Raw genomic sequence first — 16,974 nt, 5'->3', positions numbered from 1 at the left:
ATCCATTTGTGGCTTCTTTCCTCTATCTATCCTTCCATTTGCTTTCCCTTCTCCACCTTTCCCCTTTACACCTTCTTGAGTTCGCCCCATGCTGGCAAGGCGACTCCCGCAAGATTACCCATGCCTGTCAGGCCGGCAGGGAGTCCCGCAGTGCCGTGCAGCAGCTCAGGCTTGAAGCGCAGCGGCAGCCGGAAAACTTCAGCGGTAGTGGCGGTAGTGTTCGCCGAGTCATCTGCCTTAACATCCACCTGCGCATCCGCCTGCGCCCTCAAGCGCAACTGCACCTCATCCCCGTCAGTCAGTCCGAGATTACTCGCATCCTCCGGGTTGAGCGCGAGATAGGGCTGGACACTGAGCTCGGCGACACCGGGCGCGAGGATGCTCAACTCCTCCGAACCAAAGATGTGGTGCAACGGCAACAGCAGCCATTCACCCACTCGCGGCTCGAAGCCGGCCGGAATATTTTCAAAATAAGCAGCTTTTTTCCCTGGCGTGGGCTCGATCAGGCGCTCGCCTGGATCGCCCCCGGAAAGCGGGCCACCCACTTCGTCCTGGAATTTGTTTAACGCCTGTATTGAATTCCAGCCGGGCGCCCAAAACCGGGGAATAAGCGACGGCGGTGGATGACCCGAATAGCCTTCCATCGAAAATGCCAAGGCTGTATCGGGGTCCTGCGGCTGTTCGGGTTCGTGGATGCTTACATTGGCGTGCATGACGGTGCGTCCGCTATAACGATGGGACTCACGTGGAATCTTCTGTCCGTCCATGCGGAAAGCCGCCGAGGGGGCGGCGCGTAAAATGGGTTCCAGGGAGGGAATCACTGCGGCGCAGGCAGCCGTGACATCATCCAGGCTTGACCATTGCCCTTCATCCCCGCGACCCACGACCATGATGTCCCGCATCCAGCGCCAGCTTTCCTGGATATCGCCGGGAGTATCGCCCCTGATATCACCTTCGATCTCACCCCTGGGCACAAATACCTGAAAGAACCGCTGTGCCCGGCCTTCGTTATTCACAAGGGTACCATCGGCCTCGGCAAAGGCCGCTGCCGGCAGCACCATGTCAGCCTTCGCGCTGGTCGTATGCTCGATGTGATCGATCATCACGATGTGCCGTGCGGCAGCGAGAAGTCGATCAACCAAGGCAGCATCCGCCCGCCGATAAAGATCATTTTCGAGAATGACGAGAATATCCGCAGCAGCATCGTTCATCGCTTCCAGTGCGGTTTCGAGACTGCCGCCGCCGAGCATCATGGCGCCCAGACTGTTACATTCGGGAACTACATAGCAGAACTCGGCAGGGCGGCCCATGTTGCAGAGTGCCCATGTCACATTGGCCGCTGCCTCAACAACGGCTTTGTCCCCGCAACCTATGCCGGAAATGACCAGGGGACGCTCTGCTGCCTTCAGCTTTTCGGCAATTGCACCTGCCAATGCTTGTGCCGTGTCGGATAAACCGGGTACTTGCGGCGCGATCGGATCGAGCGCGTGCGCTATTGCGAGCCCCAGCCGGGCTAATTCAGCGGGAGGTCCCCGGAAAGTGCGGGTGGCGATATCATCGATTCGGGTATTCGCCAGGGTGGCAATAAACAATGGCCCATGCTCTTCCTGCATCGCCTCACGCACCGCATGATCATTCCAGAGCGGAATCCCCATTTTTTTCGCTATCTTTTCCGGTTGCCGACGCACCGACTGCCGCAGAGCCAGCCCGAGCCGGGGCGCAGTATTGGCCACATCCTCACCCAATACCAGCACCGCATCCGCCAACTCCACTTCATGCAATGACGGGGTGCGGGCAGGACCTTTTCTTAAAATATCCAGAATGGAAGCAAGCAGGCGAAGATCCCTTTCAGATATACCGAGATAAAACTGGTCGCGCCCAACGAGGGTGCGCAACGCAAAATTAGCTTCGATCGAAGCCCGCGGAGAACCGATCCCGATCACCCGAGCCCCGCCGGATAGCAATTCGCCCAGATGCTGAAGTGCAGCGCGTTTGCTGACAGGTTGCAGGAGTTGGGTTCTATTTTTGCGCAGCAGGGGTTGCCTGACCCGGCGCCCGCTATTGACAAACTCGTAACCGTAGCGACCGCGGTCGCACAGGAAATAACCATTTACTGCACCGTTGAAGCGGTTGCGGATGCGCCGCAACGTGCCGTAGCGCTCGCCAGGAATGGTGTTGCAACCCAGCCCGCAATGCACACACACCGAGGGCGCCGTTTGCAAATCCCACTTGCGCGTATAGTGCCGCTTCAGTGTCTTGTCAGTAAAAACACCGGTAGGGCAAACCTCCACCAGGTTGCCGCTGAACTCGTTTTCGAGAACGCCATCCTGATGGCGTCCGAAGTAGACCTGATTGCGCAGCACCAGAGCATCCAGGTCCCGACCGCCGGCATACTCACGATAAAATCGCGTGCAGCGATAGCATTGAATGCAGCGATTCATCTCGTGGTTGACCAGGGGTCCGAGGTCCTGGTTGTGGAAGGTGCGCTTGCGGCCATGGTAGCGGCGGTAGACATGTCCATTCATGACCGTCATATCCTGCAGATGGCATTCGCCGCCCTCGTCACACACCGGGCAATCGTGCGGGTGATTCACCATCAGCCATTCCGCCACACTCGCGCGAAAATCCTGCGCTTCGGGATCATCGATGGAAATCCGAATTCCGTCTTTCGCAGCAGTCATGCACGCCATGACAATCTTGCCGTGCTTGTCTTCCTCGTTCTTGAACTGCTTGATTGCGCACTGGCGGCATGCGCCTACCGAGCCGAGCGCAGGGTGCCAGCAGAAATAAGGCAGGTTGAATCCCAGCGACAGGCACTCCTGCAATAAATTCTCACCATCTTTGGCAGGATAGGGACGATTGTCGATATGGATAGTCGTCATCACATTCGCCTTGCTAGCCTCGCTATATTTCCTGTTTCACCTCTCACGTCGGACTCCAGGGGCAGCGTTTCTCGTGGATATGGCGCTCGAAATCATCACGGAAATACTTGAGGCCGCTTTGCAGCGGCTCGGCGGCGCCCGGCGCCAGGGCGCAGAAGGTATGTCCGGGACCCAGGAGACGCGTATGGGATTCCAGCACTTCAAGGTCGGAAGCCCGGCCGCGACCCTCCTCCATGTCCTGCAATATCTGTTCGATCCAGGAAAGCCCCGACCAGCAGGGAGTGCACCAGCCGCACGACTCCTGGGCAAAAAAATGCTCCAGATTGAGCAGCATCCCCACGGGACAGGTCTTGTCATCAAGGACAATCATGGTGCCAGTGCCAAGGCGGCTGTCGGCTTTTTTCATCGAATCGAAATCCATCGCCAAGTCGAGGTGCTCGGCAGTAACAAAATCCGTCGAAGCGCCACCCGGCAGCAACCCGCGAAACTGATAGCCGTCACACATGCCGCCTGCATGCTCTTCCAGAATCTCCCGCATGGAAGTGCCCATGGGCAATTCCCATAGCCCGGGATTCTTCACTCTCCCGCTTACCCCGTACAGCTTGGTTCCCCCGTCGTCGCTGCGGCTCAGGCTCTTGAACCATTCAGCGCCCCGCTTCACGATATGCGGAATGTTGCACAGAGTTTCCACGTTATTGACAATGGTAGGCTTGCCCCACAGGCCGCTCACCTGGGGATAGGGAGGCTTGGTGCGTGGATTGGCGCGCTTGCCTTCGAGGGCATTGAGCAGCGCAGTTTCCTCCCCGCACATGTAGCGCCCGGCACTGACGTGCAAGTGCATCCCCAGGCTGTATGCCGAGCCCAGGATATTTTTACCCAAGTAGCCGTGGCGGTATGCTTCAGCGATTGACTCCTCCATGCGCCGGGCCGCCAATTTGTAGGCCCAGCGCAGAAATACGTAAGCCACATCGGCCTGGATCGCATAGGCGCTGACGATAATGCCCTCGATCAACTGGTGAGGGTCGCCTTCGAGCAACATACGATCCTTGAATGTACCCGGCTCCATCTCGTCGGCATTGCAAACGAGATACTTGGGCCGCGGCGCATCATCGCCCATCGGCACAAAACTCCATTTCTGTGCAGTGGGAAACCCCGCTCCGCCACGCCCGCGCAGATTTGATTCCTTCACCGCTGCCTGAACTTCCGCTGGAGACATACTCAAAGCCTTGCGCAGCGCGGCATAACCCCCAGCCTTCTCGTACTGCGCAAGATCCGGGGGCTCCTTGCCCGGTGAAATGTTATGAGTCAGCGGCGTTTCCATCGGTCGATTTTTCTTCTTCCTGTTGATAACTTGCTAGAATCTCATCGACCCTGGCGGGATCCAGGTCCTGATAATACGCATCATCCACCATCATGACGGGGGCATGGTCGCAGGCACCCAGGCACACGTTCGGCAACAGCGTGAAGCGCCCGTCGGCGGTGGTCTGACCCGGCCTGATACCCAGCTTGTCTCCCAGGTGCTGGCGCAGGCGTTCATAACCCATGATCCAGCAACTCACGCTGTCGCATAGCAAAATGACGTGCTTGCCTACCGGCTTGCGGAAAATCATGTTGTAGAAGGTTGCAACGCTCTCCAGTTCAGCTGGCTTCATCTGCAGCGCCTCGGCCACGTCGGCAATCCCCTCATTCGATACCCAGCCGCGATGCTGCTGTACGATCTTGAGCGCCTCGATGCATACCGCCCGATTATTCGGGTAGTGCCGCGCATGCGCTTCTATTTCTCTCCTCTCCTGTTCGCTCAGCATTGTTTCCCCTCAGTATTCCCCTCAGCCATCCACATCAGCGATCCAAGCCGCTGGTCCACATCAGCGGTCCACGTCGGCCATGACAAAATCGATGCTGCCCAGAATGGCGATCAAATCCGAAATCATCAGTCCACGGCTGATCAAAGGAATCATTTGCAGGTGCGGAAAGGAGGGCGTGCGGATACGCACCCTATAAGCCATGGTATTGCCGTCGCTAATCAGGTAATAACCGTTGTTTCCCTTGGTCGCCTCGATGCCTACAAATGCTTCTCCTGGAGGAATGACAGGCCCCCAGCTCACACCCAGGAAATGATCGATGAGCGTTTCGATGTCATGCAAGGTATGCTTCTTGAGCGGCGGTGTGGTGAGCGGATGATCCGCTTTATGCGCCCCGGCGGGCATGTTTTCCAGGCACTGCTCGATGATGCGCAGGCTCTGGCGGATTTCCTGGACGCGAACGGCACAGCGATCATAGCAATCGCCATTCTGGCCGGTTGGCACATCGAACTCGAACTGGTCGTAGCCCGAATACGGCCGTGCCTTGCGGAAATCCCATTCGAAGCCGCAGGCGCGCAGATTGGGTCCCGTCACGCCCCATTCAATCGCCTCATCTGTCGAGTAACTGCCAACGCCGCGCGTCCGGGCTTTCAGGATGCGGTTGCCCACAGCAATCTTGTCATACTCATTCAGTCTTGCAGGCATATAATCCAGGAAATCCCGCACCATCCGATCCCATCCATTAGGCAAGTCCTGTGCCACACCGCCGATGCGATACCAGCTCGGGTGCATTCGCCCCCCACAGATGGCTTCGACGACATCGAATACCCGTTCGCGGTCGGTGAACATGAAAAATACCGGGGAAAGCGCACCCAGATCCTGGGTAAAAGTCCCATAGAACACCAAATGGCTTGCAATGCGAAAAAATTCAGCCATCATCACGCGCATCACCTTTACCCGATCAGGCACTTCAATGCCTGCCAGTTTTTCCACGGCCAGCACATAGGGAAGGTTGTTCATGACCCCTCCCAGGTAATCGATGCGGTCGGTGTAGGGAATGTAGGTATGCCAGGATTGGCGCTCACCCATCTTTTCCGCTCCCCGATGGTGAAAGCCAATCTCTGGCACAGCGTCGATGATTTCCTCGCCGTCGAGCTGCAGCACAATGCGAAATACGCCATGCACACTTGGATGGTTCGGCCCCAGGTTGAGGAACATAAAATCGGTGCCGTCGTGTGCGCGGCGCATTCCCCATTCTTCAGGATGAAAACGCAGCGTTTCTTGCTCAGCCTCCTCCTTCTCCGCGGACAAATGGAATGGTTCCATCTCGGTCGCGCGAGCCGGATGATCCTTGCGCAGGGCGTGACCCTGCCACCAAGGGGGTAACAAAATTCGACGCAGATGCGGGTGCCCGTCGAAGACGATCCCGAACATGTCCCATATCTCACGCTCGTACCAGTTTGCCGCAGGCCAGACATCGGTAATGGTGGGCATGCGAAGATCAGTATCGGCGAGCGCGACCTTGAGGCACACGTCCGCATTACGCTCGAACGACAGCAGGTGATAGATGACAGTGAATCGGCTTGCCGGCTGGTCTTCGCGGTGTGCGCGTGTACGCTCGTCAATCGCGGTCAGGTCGTACAGCATGCGGTAAGGCCGCTCCGCTTCCAGTTTGAGATAGTGCAGAACCTCATGTACCTTGTTCCTGGAGACCCATTGCGTGGGAAGGTCATCGCCGGTTTTTTGCACTAAACCCATTGGCCCTCCTGGGTTGCCAGTGTTAGGGGGGCCAAAGCGGCTCTTCAGTTCTTCCAGCACATCTGAAGCGTTCGATGCGCCGCGCATATCCTGCATATACCCCGGTGGGGCAAGGCTGGAGGCTGCGCTCACTTTTGTACCTCGTCGGGACTGCGCAGGGTCGTGGCGCGCATTCGGTCGGACCGCTTGAGATCCCGCTGCGATTCCTCAGCCGGCCGCTCGATCCCCTGCGGACCAATCACCCAGCTCAACGGGCGCTTTTCCTTGCCGATTGCGTCCTGAAGCAGATTCAGCCCCTGCATGAATGCGTCGGGCCGAGGCGGGCAACCCGGAACATAAACATCCACGGGAAGGAATCGGTCTACACCCTGCACCACGCTGTAAATGTCATACATGCCACCCGAATTCGCGCATGAGCCCATCGAAATAACCCAGCGCGGTTCAAGCATCTGATCGTAAAGCCGCTGGAGCACGGGCGCCATCTTGATAAAAACCGTACCGGAAATAACGATCAGGTCGGCCTGGCGAGGAGAGGCGCGGATAACTTCGGAGCCAAACCGGGCAAGGTCGTACTTGCTGGTGAAGCTGGTCGCCATTTCCACATAACAACACGACAAGCCAAAGTTGTAAGGCCAGACCGAATTCTTGCGGCCCCAGGCGACAAGATCTTGCAATCGCGTCAGCAATACGCTGCGGCGCCCATCTTCCTCAAAACCGTTATCGCGAATTATTGAAGACCCAGGCGTTGCTGCCCCGGATGGTTTGTCGGATGGTTTACTTAGAGACCACCGCATGGTTTGGACTCCTTGAATCTTTGGCAAACCTGCCAGACGAATGCCTGGCCGGTCCCCAATCCAGCGCGCCCAGTCGCCATAAATAAGCGAGGGCTGCTCCCAGAATAGATATGAAGATGATCGCCTCGATATAGCCAGGCCAGCCCAATTCACGAAAAGCAACGGCCCAGGCAAAAAGGAATACTGCTTCTACATCGAAGATCACAAAGAACACTGCGATCAGATAGAATTTGGCGGACAGGCGGAAGCGCGCAAGGCCGACGGTGACAATACCGCTTTCAAATGGCTCATCCGTAGCCTTCGATCTATGACGCTCGCCAATAATGTACGAAAGCGCCATGACGCCCACAACCAGCGTGACGACGAGGAAGAAGTATGCAACCAGAGGCCAGATTTCTGTTGCTTGTGTCGCGGAAGCATTCAAGGATTAGGCTCCTTTGTGCTTGGTCCTTTGATGACACCAGGATTAAACAGGCCGGTCCACCCAAAAAGCTGCGGGTCCAGAGAGGGATGACTTCAGGTGAAAGTCTAGTATTTCCCATCGAGCAGCAGACTTCTGTGCGATAGCCAACAAAGGGAGCAAAGGGGTATGCGAATGTCCGTTATTATCCGGCATGAAACTACGCTGAAACTGCCACGCTGGCCTGTGCTTGAACCTTATCGCTACCCTACTTCCCACCTTACTCTGCCTGGTTTAACCATTTGAGATTCACGGGGAACGATCAAACCGGCAAAGACCATGCAGCCAGTTTTTTCGCCGGACTGCTATTGCTGCTTCTATTACCGGAACGGATGGTTTTGGCCGGCAATGACTCATTTAAAGCCGACTGCGAGAAACTGATGGTCCCGGCAAGGTAGCGGTTGTGTATATGGATATCACACCGGCCGAGGACAGCTCGCGTACGGCCAAGGCACTTCAATCGGTGTCAGGAAAGACCAGCGACGCGTATCACAACATGTACGGGTTGACGCACGCCGAACCGGAATTCAGATACGAATTCCAGACAAGGTGGTGGACAAGCACAGACGGGCGAACGTGCATGGTGCCGGACGTCTCGGTCAAACTGGGATTTGCGGCAATGCGGGTATATCTTGCCAGGGAACTTAACGACAGCTGCAGAAGAAATATCGTGCGCGAACATGAGCTGGAGCATGTGTCCGCGTGGCGGTCGCACTTTCGTATTGGAGCGAGGATGCTGGAGGAACCGTTGCGCGCGGCCTTTTCCCGACCGCGTTATTATGCTTCGCAAAACCAGGCCCGGGCTGACTCAAGGCCCTGGGTGGAGGGGATACTGAAACTTTTGCAGCAGCATCTGATGAATGGTGTCGTCGCCGCTCACCGAGCGATCGATTCACCGGTAGCCTACCAGCGCGTAACGCAACGGTTGCATGCGTGCCCAGAAAGGCCACTGGTATACCGTGAATTCTGATGATTCAGATTTTCCTTAAGCTACTCTACTCCTTCCTACTCCTTCTCTGCTGCTTCTTCTCTGCTACCTCTTCTTCATGTAAAACGTAAATTCACCCGCTGCTTCTGACAACGACAGCAGCTCATTTCCCGTCTGCTCGGCAAAAACCTGGAAGTCGATTACAGCGCCGGGATCGGTGGCAATAATTTTCAACACCTGACCCGATATCATGTCCACAAGGGATTTTTTAGTGCGCAATATGGGCAGCGGACAGTTCAATCCGCGCACATCCAGTTCTTTATCACAATTCATGCATCTTCTCCTTCATTCCTGGTCCGGCCTGGTCGCATCAAGCGGCATACCAGGTAAAACGGGGCCCCGGCGAACGAAAGCCATTCGCCGATAACAATATTTCTATCAGTTACAAAAATTCTAATTTCTGTTCGTCAGGTTAATGCCGGGCTATTTGGCATTATCAGCGGCTGAAAAGATGAGATGGAGGAGAACCTGAAGATGGGTTAGCATTGCGTTTTTCCACAATCTGCTCTTCCGATTCAAAAAACAACGGTGGACGATAATACCACTGTCTTCTTTTACCCGAGCATCGATTGCGCTTCATTCGCCAATTACCTCGCCTATCTATTATGCCTGTCAACTTTACACCTGCTCCACCCGAACAACTCCTGGCCATAAAGGGCGTCACCCTGGGCATAGTGGAAGCCAACATCAGGAAACCAGGGCGCAAGGACCTCCTAGTCATCGTTCTGGATGATGGTGCGGCGGTGGCGGGAGTGTTTACACAGAATGATTTTTGCGCAGCGCCAGTCATAGTCGCCCGGGAACATCTTTCGACTCTCGATTCAAATAGTTCTATTCGTGCCCTTGTCATCAATACGGGGTGCGCCAACGCTGGCACCGGCGAAAGGGGCATTGAAGACGCCCGCACCACCTGCGCCGAGACTGCACGGCTGCTGGGATGTGCCAGCGAACAGGTACTGCCTTTTTCAACCGGCGTGATCATGGAACCATTGCCTCTGCCCAAAATTGTTACCGGGTTGTCACGGGCAATAAACAATCTTGGAGCCGATAACTGGTTTGCCGCCTCACAGGCTATCATGACAACCGATATTGTGCCGAAAGCAGCGTCCCGCCAGATTTCCCTCAGTGGTACAACCGTGACAATTACCGGCATTGCCAAAGGTTCGGGGATGATTCGCCCGAATATGGCAACAATGCTGGGTTTTATCGCAACCGATGCCGCCGTAAGCAACCGCTTGCTGGAACACATGGTCCAGCACGCTGCCGCCCATTCCTTCAATTGCATCACGGTGGACGGAGATACCTCCACCAATGACGCATTCATTCTGATGGCCACCGGATGCGCCGCTCATTCACCCATCGGAGATAAGGAAAGTCCGGAGTTTATGCAATTGCAAGATGCGATAACCGGTGTCGCAGTGGAACTTGCTCAGGCAATCGTACGCGACGGCGAAGGCGCGACCAAGTTCATTACAATCCAGGTAGAAAGTGGCAAAACCGTGGAGGAATGCCGTAAGGTTGCTTATGCGATTGCACACTCACCCCTCATCAAAACAGCGTTCTTCGCTTCAGATCCTAATCTCGGGCGAATACTGGCTGCTATCGGCTATGCAGGCATAGAGGCTCTTGACATCAACAAACTGCAACTTTATCTCGACGATGTACTGGTTGCGGAAAACGGGGGGAGAGCCTTCGCTTATGAGGAGAAAGAGGGACAGCGGGTGATGAAACAACCGGAAATTACCGTGCGCGTCGCACTGAATAGAGGACAGGCCGCAGCCACTGTCTGGACGTGCGATCTGTCTTACGATTATGTAAAGATCAACGCGGAGTATCGGAGCTGATACCGTGCGTATATCGCTGATCTGCAATACTGCATCGGCTGGAAATATATAAGATATAAGCACCGATGTTGCAACAGGATAACCTTGTCGAGAACCGGTTAAAACCGGTTCTCGACAAGGCTGGAGTCATCACTGACGACCGGTGTTTTACTCGCCCATGGGCCTCATATGGGGCAAATCACGGGGAACCGTCTCGCCTGCACCATATTCGCGGTAACGATGTACATCGACGCCGCCATCGCGGTTACCGCGGTACTGATCGCCACGGTACTGGTCACCTGATCCACCGTATTGATCGCCGGACCGGGAACCGTGGTCATGGCCGCGATATTTTTTCCTCATCGCGCTGGCCTCATCCTTATCGATATACCCGTCCTTGTTAGTATCCATCTTATCAAACATCTTTTCCGCATGGCGGGCGTGCTCTTCCCTGCTTACCCTGCCATCATTATCGGTGTCCGCCATGGACATCCCACAGCGGCCTTCTCCATACTTCTTGTCACCACCGTAGGTATCCTTCCTGTCGCCATATCCGCCAGTGGCACCATATCCATCCTTCCTGTCGCCATATCCGCCGGTGTCACCATATCCATCCTTCCTGTCGCCATATCCGCCGGTGGCGCCATATCCGCCTTTGTCGTCATTTTGACCCACTACCATGAAGCCTTTTTGAAGGGATTGTGCGGCGAAAGGATTGTCGGCCGCAGAAGCAACGGAAGCAGTACCGAGCGTTGCAGCGAAAGCAGATCCGAGCGCGAGAGAAATGATTGACTTTTTGCTGGGCATATTATTCATAGTGTTTTCTCCTGAGAGGTTGCTCAATTTAAAGGAAGTTTCCCGGAAAGCGTACGCTTGCCAATTGCTGAAACCCATTAAAGATTTTTATCTTCTTGGTTTTTACGGTTCGGTCGGAACCGGAAACCGGGAAGCCGGCACTTGGACAACTGCCTGACGTACCGCGTTAAATCATGGAGTTTTTAGCTGAGCTATTCAGTTCGTTAGCGCACATAAATCATGCATTTGACCCAGCTTTCGGCGGCAGACACCGTCCCGATACTGCCTGAAGCTTACACACCGGTCTTTCTCGATGTACCTCCAGCTACCGTGATTGAGTTCCGTGGTCGGACCCTGGATTTGTTACGGGTATAATTGAGTAATTTCAGGACTGCTCATGAACGATTGGGATAGGTTATATGATCGAGCGGAAACCCTGCTCTCTCGCCTGGAGGGGCTGCTGCGCGCTGACGCGCCCGATCCGGACTGGAATGCCGCAGCTTTTCGCTGGCGAAAGACAGGACGCACCGGATTCATCGAACGGGTGCGTTATCCTGATTGCATCACCTTTGAGGCATTGCAGAGCATAGAGCGGCAAAAAAGCCTTATAGACCAGAATACACGGCAATTCGTGCGGCATCATCCTGCCAATAACGTGCTGCTTACGGGAGCTCGCGGAACAGGCAAGTCATCGCTGGTAAAAGCAATGCTGAATAAATACGCGGACGACGGATTGCGTCTCATCGAAGTAGAAAAGCACGATCTCATTGATCTGCCTGAAATCGTGGAGAAGATATATCGGCGTCCGGAACGCTTTATTCTCTATTGCGACGACCTGTCGTTTGAATCCGGTGAACCAGGCTACAAGGCCCTGAAAGTGGTTCTCGATGGCTCGATTGCCACTGCATCCGAGAATGTGCTTGTCTACGCCACCTCCAATCGGCGCCACCTGATGCCCGAATATATGGTGGACAACCAGGACACGCGGCATATCGGGGGCGAGATTCACCCGAGCGAAGCGGTCGAGGAAAAGACGTCGCTATCGGAACGTTTTGGTTTATGGGTATCTTTTTACCCTTTCGACCAGGAACAGTACCTGAACATTGTGGCGCGCTGGCTTGCCTACTTCGGCATAGAGAAAATGGACGACAGCATACGGGAAGAAGCGCTACGCTGGGCCCTGGGACGAGGTTCCCGTAACGGTCGGGTGGCATGGCAGTTCGCGCGCGACTGGGCAGGTAGAGAGAAAGCTGGGCGGAAGACCGCGGACAAAACAGAGTTCCGCGAGGAACAATAAACCTCTTCATGCTTCCTGCTCCCTCTATCGTTGAAGTTGCTGCCGCCATCATCATCCGAAGCGACGGTTCCTTTCTTTTGGCCCGTCGGCCAGAAGGCAAACCCTATGCCGGCTACTGGGAGTTTCCGGGTGGCAAGGTCAATCCGGAAGAATCCCTGTTGCGCGCCCTCAAGCGCGAACTGCTGGAAGAATTGGGCATACATGTCAAGCATGCGTACCCCTGGATAACCCGCACATTTACCTACCCTCATGCCACGGTACGGCTTCACTTTTATCGTGTCCTGGAGTGGCATGGCGAGCCTCATCCGTATGAAGACCAGGAGCTGTCGTGGCAGTTTGCGGATAATGTCTCTGTAGAGCCGTTACTTCCTGCCAATGCACCCGTATTGCGGGCACTTGACCTGCCTCCCGTTTATGGGATTACGAATGCCGCGGAGTGGGGACCACAAATTGCAGCAGCCCGAATCGAACATGCTCTCCAGAAAGGACTACGGCTGGTGCAGCTACGCGAAAAAGGAATGTGGAGTAAGGCGCTGGATTCCTTTACCCGTGAAGTGACTGCGCTGGCCCATCATTACGGCGCCCGCATCCTCGTGAACAGCGGTACGGGGAACGCGAGCCTCTGCCACGAATTGGATATGGATGGAATCCACTTTACATCGGTTGATCTGATGAATCTTTCGAAACGACCCGATGTGGAATGGTGCGGAGCCTCCTGCCACAATGCCGAAGAGCTTTTCCGGGCCGAGCAACTGGAAATGGATTTTGCCGTTCTGGCTCCCGTATTTCCGACATTAAGCCATCCTGATTCTCCCGCGCTAGGCTGGCGGAAACTAGCCAGGCTCATCCACGGGAGCGCCATTCCTGTATATGCGCTGGGTGGGCTGCGAAGCGAAGATCTTGCCATTGCCTGGGAACAAGGTGCCCACGGCATCGCCCTGATGCGCCATATTGAGCAGGTGCGCGGCACCGGGCAGATGGCCTGAAGAACCTGACCTGATCTCGCGGGCACGATGATGTTTTTCAGGACGAGGTGCGAAAGACAGCCCGCCTTTAACCTCGGGAATCGCTGAACACCTTGACAACCTGGTCGCCCCTGCCTCTATTTCTCGCTTCCTGACGGATCGTTCTCCTGTTTTTCCGAATCCTTTCCCGTATCGGGAATACGATAGGATTCCGTCGCCCACTGCCCCAGGTCGATCAATTTGCAGCGCTCCGAACAAAACGGGCGAAAAGGATTGCTGTTATCCCACGCGACACTCTTGCCGCAATGTGGACAATTGACAACAGGTCGTTTCATGCAGGCCTCGTAGTTATCCCATGATATCCAGCTGTTCTGTTAGGGCTCGCCCCCTCTTTTCCGCTCCCATCATCCTTGTAACGGTCCTGCCCCTCCTCGTCCCCCTTATCTTGCGCAGATCGACTGAAGCCGCGGATCGACTGAAGCATCGCTTTGCGCCACAGGTTTTCCATAATCAAAACATTATAGTTGCAAGGCTGCCTGTTGGCCCGCCTGCTTGGCCTTTTGAAGGCTTCAAATCTAGACTATTTCACTTCGAGTCATTTCAATCGACGGAGAGGTACATCTGTCATATGCCATTGATTATAAAGTATAATATTTAAAACCTCCTCGCTTTGCCCACTCAAGTCATCTTGCAATCAATATTTATTTTCCAATACGTATCATGGTAAAATAGTTAAGTTTTTTTATAAATTTTTCTGGAAGTCCGAATCGGAAAACGGGACTGCAAATATGGCAGATATTGAAAAAAAAGAAGGTATGAACAGCAGGAGACGTTTTCTCCTGGCCGCAACTTCTGTTGCCGGCGGGATCGCGACTGTGGCGGTAGCGACTCCTTTCGTAATGAGTATGATGCCCAGCGAACGCGCCAAGGCGGCCGGGGCGCCAGTTGAAGTGGATATCAGCAAGGTCGAGCCGGGCATGCTGCTTCTGGTGGAATGGCGCGGCAAGGTGGTGTGGGTTCTGAACCGCACGCAGGATATGTTAGCCTCATTGCCGAAGCTCGACAACCAGGTTGCCGACCCAAAATCTGAAAAGAATCAGCAACCGAAATACGCCCAGAATGAAACCCGTTCGATCAAGCCCGCCGTTCTCGTGGTTGAAGGGGTCTGCACCCACCTGGGCTGCTCCCCGGTATTCCGAAAGGACGTTGCGCCCGCAGACCTCGGCCCCGACTGGCTGGGCGGTTTTTTCTGTCCGTGCCATGGCTCCAAGTTCGACCTCGCAGGACGTGTGTACAAGGCAGTTCCGGCACCCACTAACCTGGTTGTCCCACCCCACATGTATTTGAGCGACACGCGCCTGCTGGTCGGGTCTGATAAGGAGTCTGCATAAAATGAGCAAGCGACTGGAGGCAATGATCGGCTGGATCGACGCCCGATTTCCGTTGACAGCCAACTGGAGGGCGCATCTAAGCGAGTACTATGCGCCGAAGAACTTCAATTTCTGGTACTACTTCGGTTCACTGGCCATGCTTGTGCTGGTGAACCAACTTCTCACCGGTATTTTCCTCACCATGAACTACAAGCCGGATGCCAGCATGGCATTCGCCTCGGTGGAATATATTATGCGTGACGTGAATTATGGCTGGATTATCCGCTACATGCATTCCACCGGCGCCTCGATGTTCTTCGTGGTCGTCTACCTGCACATGTTCCGCGGGATGATGTATGGCTCCTATCGCAAACCGCGCGAACTTCTCTGGGTCATCGGCATGGGCATCTTTTTCGTCCTCATGATGCTGGCATTCACCGGCTATATTCTGCCCTGGGGGCAGATGTCATACTGGGGCGCGCAGGTGATCATCAGCATGATCGGCGCGATCCCGGTGGTCGGCCAGACGCTGTCGAACTGGATTCTGGGCGACTTCATGCTCTCGGATGCGGCACTCAACCGCTTCTTTGCCTATCACGTGGTGACCCTGCCCGGCCTGCTGGTGGTGCTGGTGATCGTCCATATTCTGGCGCTGCATGAAGTAGGTTCGAACAATCCGGACGGGATCGAGATCAAGGCCAACAAGGACCCCGTGACGCATATCCCCGTGGATGGCATTCCCTTCCATCCCTATTATTCGGTAAAGGATATTTTCGGCGTCGTCGTGTTCCTGATCGTGTTTACCGGCATCATATTCTTCATGCCGGAAATGGGCGGTTACTTCCTGGAATACAATAATTTCATTCCCGCCAACACGCTGCAGACTCCCGACCACATCGCACCGGTATGGTATTTCACGCCATACTATTCGATGCTGAGGGCGGTTACAGTCAACTTTCTCTGGATAGATGCCAAGCTCTGGGGCATCGTGCTGATGGGCGGCTCCGTCGCGATCTTTGCCCTGTTGCCTTGGCTCGATCGCAGTCCGGTAAAATCCATCCGGTATAAGGGGCCAATTTTCAAGTTTGCCCTTACACTTTTTGTCATCAGCGTCCTTGTGCTTGGCTGGCTGGGCACGAAGTCGCCCACACCCCTCTACACGTTGCTCGCGCAGATATTCACGGTAATCTATTTCGCTTTTTTCATTCTCATGCCGTGGTACAGCAAGATCGATAAAACCAAGCCTGAACCGACCAGGGTGAGATAATGAGAAACCTTAAAAGCATCGTATTTGTTTTTTGTCTAGCTCCACTTGTCGCATTTGCAAGCGAGTCGGCAGTAACGCTTGATACGGCGCCCATCAAGCCGAGGGACATGACTTCCCTGCAGCGGGGTGCAAAGACTTTTGTCAATTACTGCCTGTCCTGCCATAGTGCGGAATTCATGCGTTATAACCGCCTGCGCGATCTCGGCCTTACCGAGTCGCAGATCAGTGAAAACCTCATATTCACAGATCAGAAAGTCGGCGAACTCATGACGGTGGCTATGCCAAAGAAGGAAGCAAAGCAATGGTTCGGTGTAACTCCGCCTGATCTCTCCGTCATTGCCCGCTCGCGCGGTCCTGACTGGCTTTATACCTACCTGCGGAAATTTTATCGGGATGACAGCACTGCAACCGGCTGGAATAATCTTGTATTCGACAAGGCTGCCATGCCTCATGTGCTGTACGAGTTGCAGGGAGAGCAAATCCTCAACGTAAAGTCAGGGGATGACGGCCACGGCGGTACGCACGAAATAAAGGAATTGACCCTCGCGAAACCGGGGTCGCTTTCCAAGACGGAATACGACGCATACGTTGCCGATCTGGTGAATTTCCTGGTTTACCTGGGTGAACCCGCGGCCAACAAGCGCGTGCAGATCGGAATTATCGTGATGCTCTTCCTGTTCCTCATGCTTGTGCTGACCTATGCCCTCAAGAAGGAATACTGGAAGGACGTTCATTGAGATTGATCATTATTCAGAAAGCCGTCGACTTGATAT

At 54.9% G+C, this 16,974-nt stretch carries 16 protein-coding genes; 7 read left to right on the top strand and 9 right to left on the bottom strand.

Translation table 11 applies throughout. From position 1 onward, the window contains the following. Window positions 1–65: 65 nt before the first annotated feature. From nuoG to BMW46_RS09630, 6 genes are read right to left on the bottom strand one after another with little or no spacing between them, the layout of a single operon-like run. Window positions 66–2,882, bottom strand: a complete 2,817-nt coding sequence (gene nuoG, locus BMW46_RS09655; RefSeq protein ID WP_074707805.1) for an NADH-quinone oxidoreductase subunit NuoG — start codon at window positions 2,880–2,882, stop codon at window positions 66–68. A gap of 43 nt (window positions 2,883–2,925) precedes the next feature. Continuing rightward, on the bottom strand, window positions 2,926–4,203 hold the full coding sequence (gene nuoF / locus BMW46_RS09650; RefSeq protein ID WP_177171075.1) for an NADH-quinone oxidoreductase subunit NuoF: 1,278 nt from the start codon (window positions 4,201–4,203) through the stop codon (window positions 2,926–2,928). Continuing rightward, window positions 4,181–4,687: an NADH-quinone oxidoreductase subunit NuoE gene (nuoE, locus tag BMW46_RS09645; protein ID WP_074707800.1), complete on the bottom strand. Its 507-nt coding sequence runs from the start codon at window positions 4,685–4,687 to the stop codon at window positions 4,181–4,183. The genes nuoF and nuoE overlap by 23 nt, the downstream gene beginning before the upstream one ends. 60 nt (window positions 4,688–4,747) lie before the next feature. After that, window positions 4,748–6,574 carry an NADH-quinone oxidoreductase subunit C/D gene (nuoC, locus tag BMW46_RS09640; RefSeq protein ID WP_218141782.1) on the bottom strand — a complete coding sequence of 609 codons (1,827 nt, stop codon included), beginning with the start codon at window positions 6,572–6,574 and terminating at the stop codon, window positions 4,748–4,750. After that, window positions 6,571–7,170, bottom strand: a complete 600-nt coding sequence (locus tag BMW46_RS09635) for a NuoB/complex I 20 kDa subunit family protein (protein WP_442512557.1) — start codon at window positions 7,168–7,170, stop codon at window positions 6,571–6,573. Before BMW46_RS09635 ends, nuoC begins: the two co-directional genes overlap by 4 nt. A gap of 46 nt (window positions 7,171–7,216) precedes the next feature. Continuing rightward, on the bottom strand, window positions 7,217–7,660 hold the full coding sequence (locus BMW46_RS09630) for an NADH-quinone oxidoreductase subunit A (protein WP_074707798.1): 444 nt from the start codon (window positions 7,658–7,660) through the stop codon (window positions 7,217–7,219). Window positions 7,661–8,105: 445 nt separating this feature from the next. Between BMW46_RS09630 and BMW46_RS09625 the strand changes: the two genes are divergently transcribed. Beyond that, window positions 8,106–8,666 (top strand): hypothetical protein, encoded by a 561-nt coding sequence (locus BMW46_RS09625; protein ID WP_074707795.1) that lies wholly within the window; start codon window positions 8,106–8,108, stop codon window positions 8,664–8,666. Between the two features lie 63 nt (window positions 8,667–8,729). Here the strand turns inward: BMW46_RS09625 and BMW46_RS09620 are convergent, their stop codons facing one another. Continuing rightward, complete coding sequence (locus BMW46_RS09620; RefSeq protein WP_074707792.1) at window positions 8,730–8,957, bottom strand: sulfurtransferase TusA family protein; 228 nt, start codon at window positions 8,955–8,957, stop codon at window positions 8,730–8,732. Window positions 8,958–9,289: 332 nt separating this feature from the next. Here BMW46_RS09620 and argJ point away from each other — a divergent pair, with 332 nt between their 5' ends. Further along, complete coding sequence (gene argJ, locus BMW46_RS09615) at window positions 9,290–10,528, top strand: bifunctional glutamate N-acetyltransferase/amino-acid acetyltransferase ArgJ (RefSeq protein ID WP_074707790.1); 1,239 nt, start codon at window positions 9,290–9,292, stop codon at window positions 10,526–10,528. A 147-nt stretch (window positions 10,529–10,675) separates the two neighbouring features. Here argJ and BMW46_RS09610 read toward each other — a convergent pair whose 3' ends face one another. Next, the gene (locus tag BMW46_RS09610) at window positions 10,676–11,323 is read right to left on the bottom strand and encodes an EF-hand domain-containing protein (RefSeq protein WP_074707787.1); all 648 of its coding nucleotides are present in this window, start codon (window positions 11,321–11,323) and stop codon (window positions 10,676–10,678) included. 376 nt (window positions 11,324–11,699) lie between these two features. Between BMW46_RS09610 and BMW46_RS09605 the strand changes: the two genes are divergently transcribed. After that, the gene (locus tag BMW46_RS09605) at window positions 11,700–12,599 is read left to right on the top strand and encodes an ATP-binding protein (protein WP_074707784.1); all 900 of its coding nucleotides are present in this window, start codon (window positions 11,700–11,702) and stop codon (window positions 12,597–12,599) included. Window positions 12,600–12,607: 8 nt separating this feature from the next. After that, complete coding sequence (locus tag BMW46_RS09600) at window positions 12,608–13,585, top strand: Nudix family hydrolase (RefSeq protein ID WP_074707782.1); 978 nt, start codon at window positions 12,608–12,610, stop codon at window positions 13,583–13,585. A 116-nt stretch (window positions 13,586–13,701) separates the two neighbouring features. On the opposite strand, the gene yacG is transcribed toward BMW46_RS09600, so the two are convergent. Continuing rightward, a complete protein-coding gene (yacG, locus tag BMW46_RS09595) occupies window positions 13,702–13,899 on the bottom strand; it encodes a DNA gyrase inhibitor YacG (protein WP_074707779.1) in 198 nt (65 codons plus the stop codon). 453 nt (window positions 13,900–14,352) lie between these two features. Here yacG and petA point away from each other — a divergent pair, with 453 nt between their 5' ends. The 3 genes from petA to BMW46_RS09580 are packed head-to-tail and all read left to right on the top strand — an operon-like array spanning window position 14,353 to window position 16,938. After that, entirely contained in the window at window positions 14,353–14,955 is a 603-nt protein-coding gene (gene petA / locus BMW46_RS09590) for a ubiquinol-cytochrome c reductase iron-sulfur subunit (protein ID WP_074707777.1), read from the top strand. A 1-nt stretch (window position 14,956) separates the two neighbouring features. Then, window positions 14,957–16,201 carry a cytochrome b gene (locus tag BMW46_RS09585; RefSeq protein ID WP_074707774.1) on the top strand — a complete coding sequence of 415 codons (1,245 nt, stop codon included), beginning with the start codon at window positions 14,957–14,959 and terminating at the stop codon, window positions 16,199–16,201. After that, the gene (locus tag BMW46_RS09580; protein ID WP_074707772.1) at window positions 16,201–16,938 is read left to right on the top strand and encodes a cytochrome c1; all 738 of its coding nucleotides are present in this window, start codon (window positions 16,201–16,203) and stop codon (window positions 16,936–16,938) included. The genes BMW46_RS09585 and BMW46_RS09580 overlap by 1 nt, the downstream gene beginning before the upstream one ends. Window positions 16,939–16,974 lie beyond the last annotated feature (36 nt).

The organism is Nitrosospira multiformis, assembly GCF_900111585.1.
In the GTDB taxonomy this organism is placed as follows: Bacteria; Pseudomonadota; Gammaproteobacteria; order Burkholderiales; family Nitrosomonadaceae; genus Nitrosospira; species Nitrosospira multiformis_B.
Note: the sequence above shows the minus strand (reverse complement) of the source record. Positions and strands in the feature narration are given on the sequence as shown.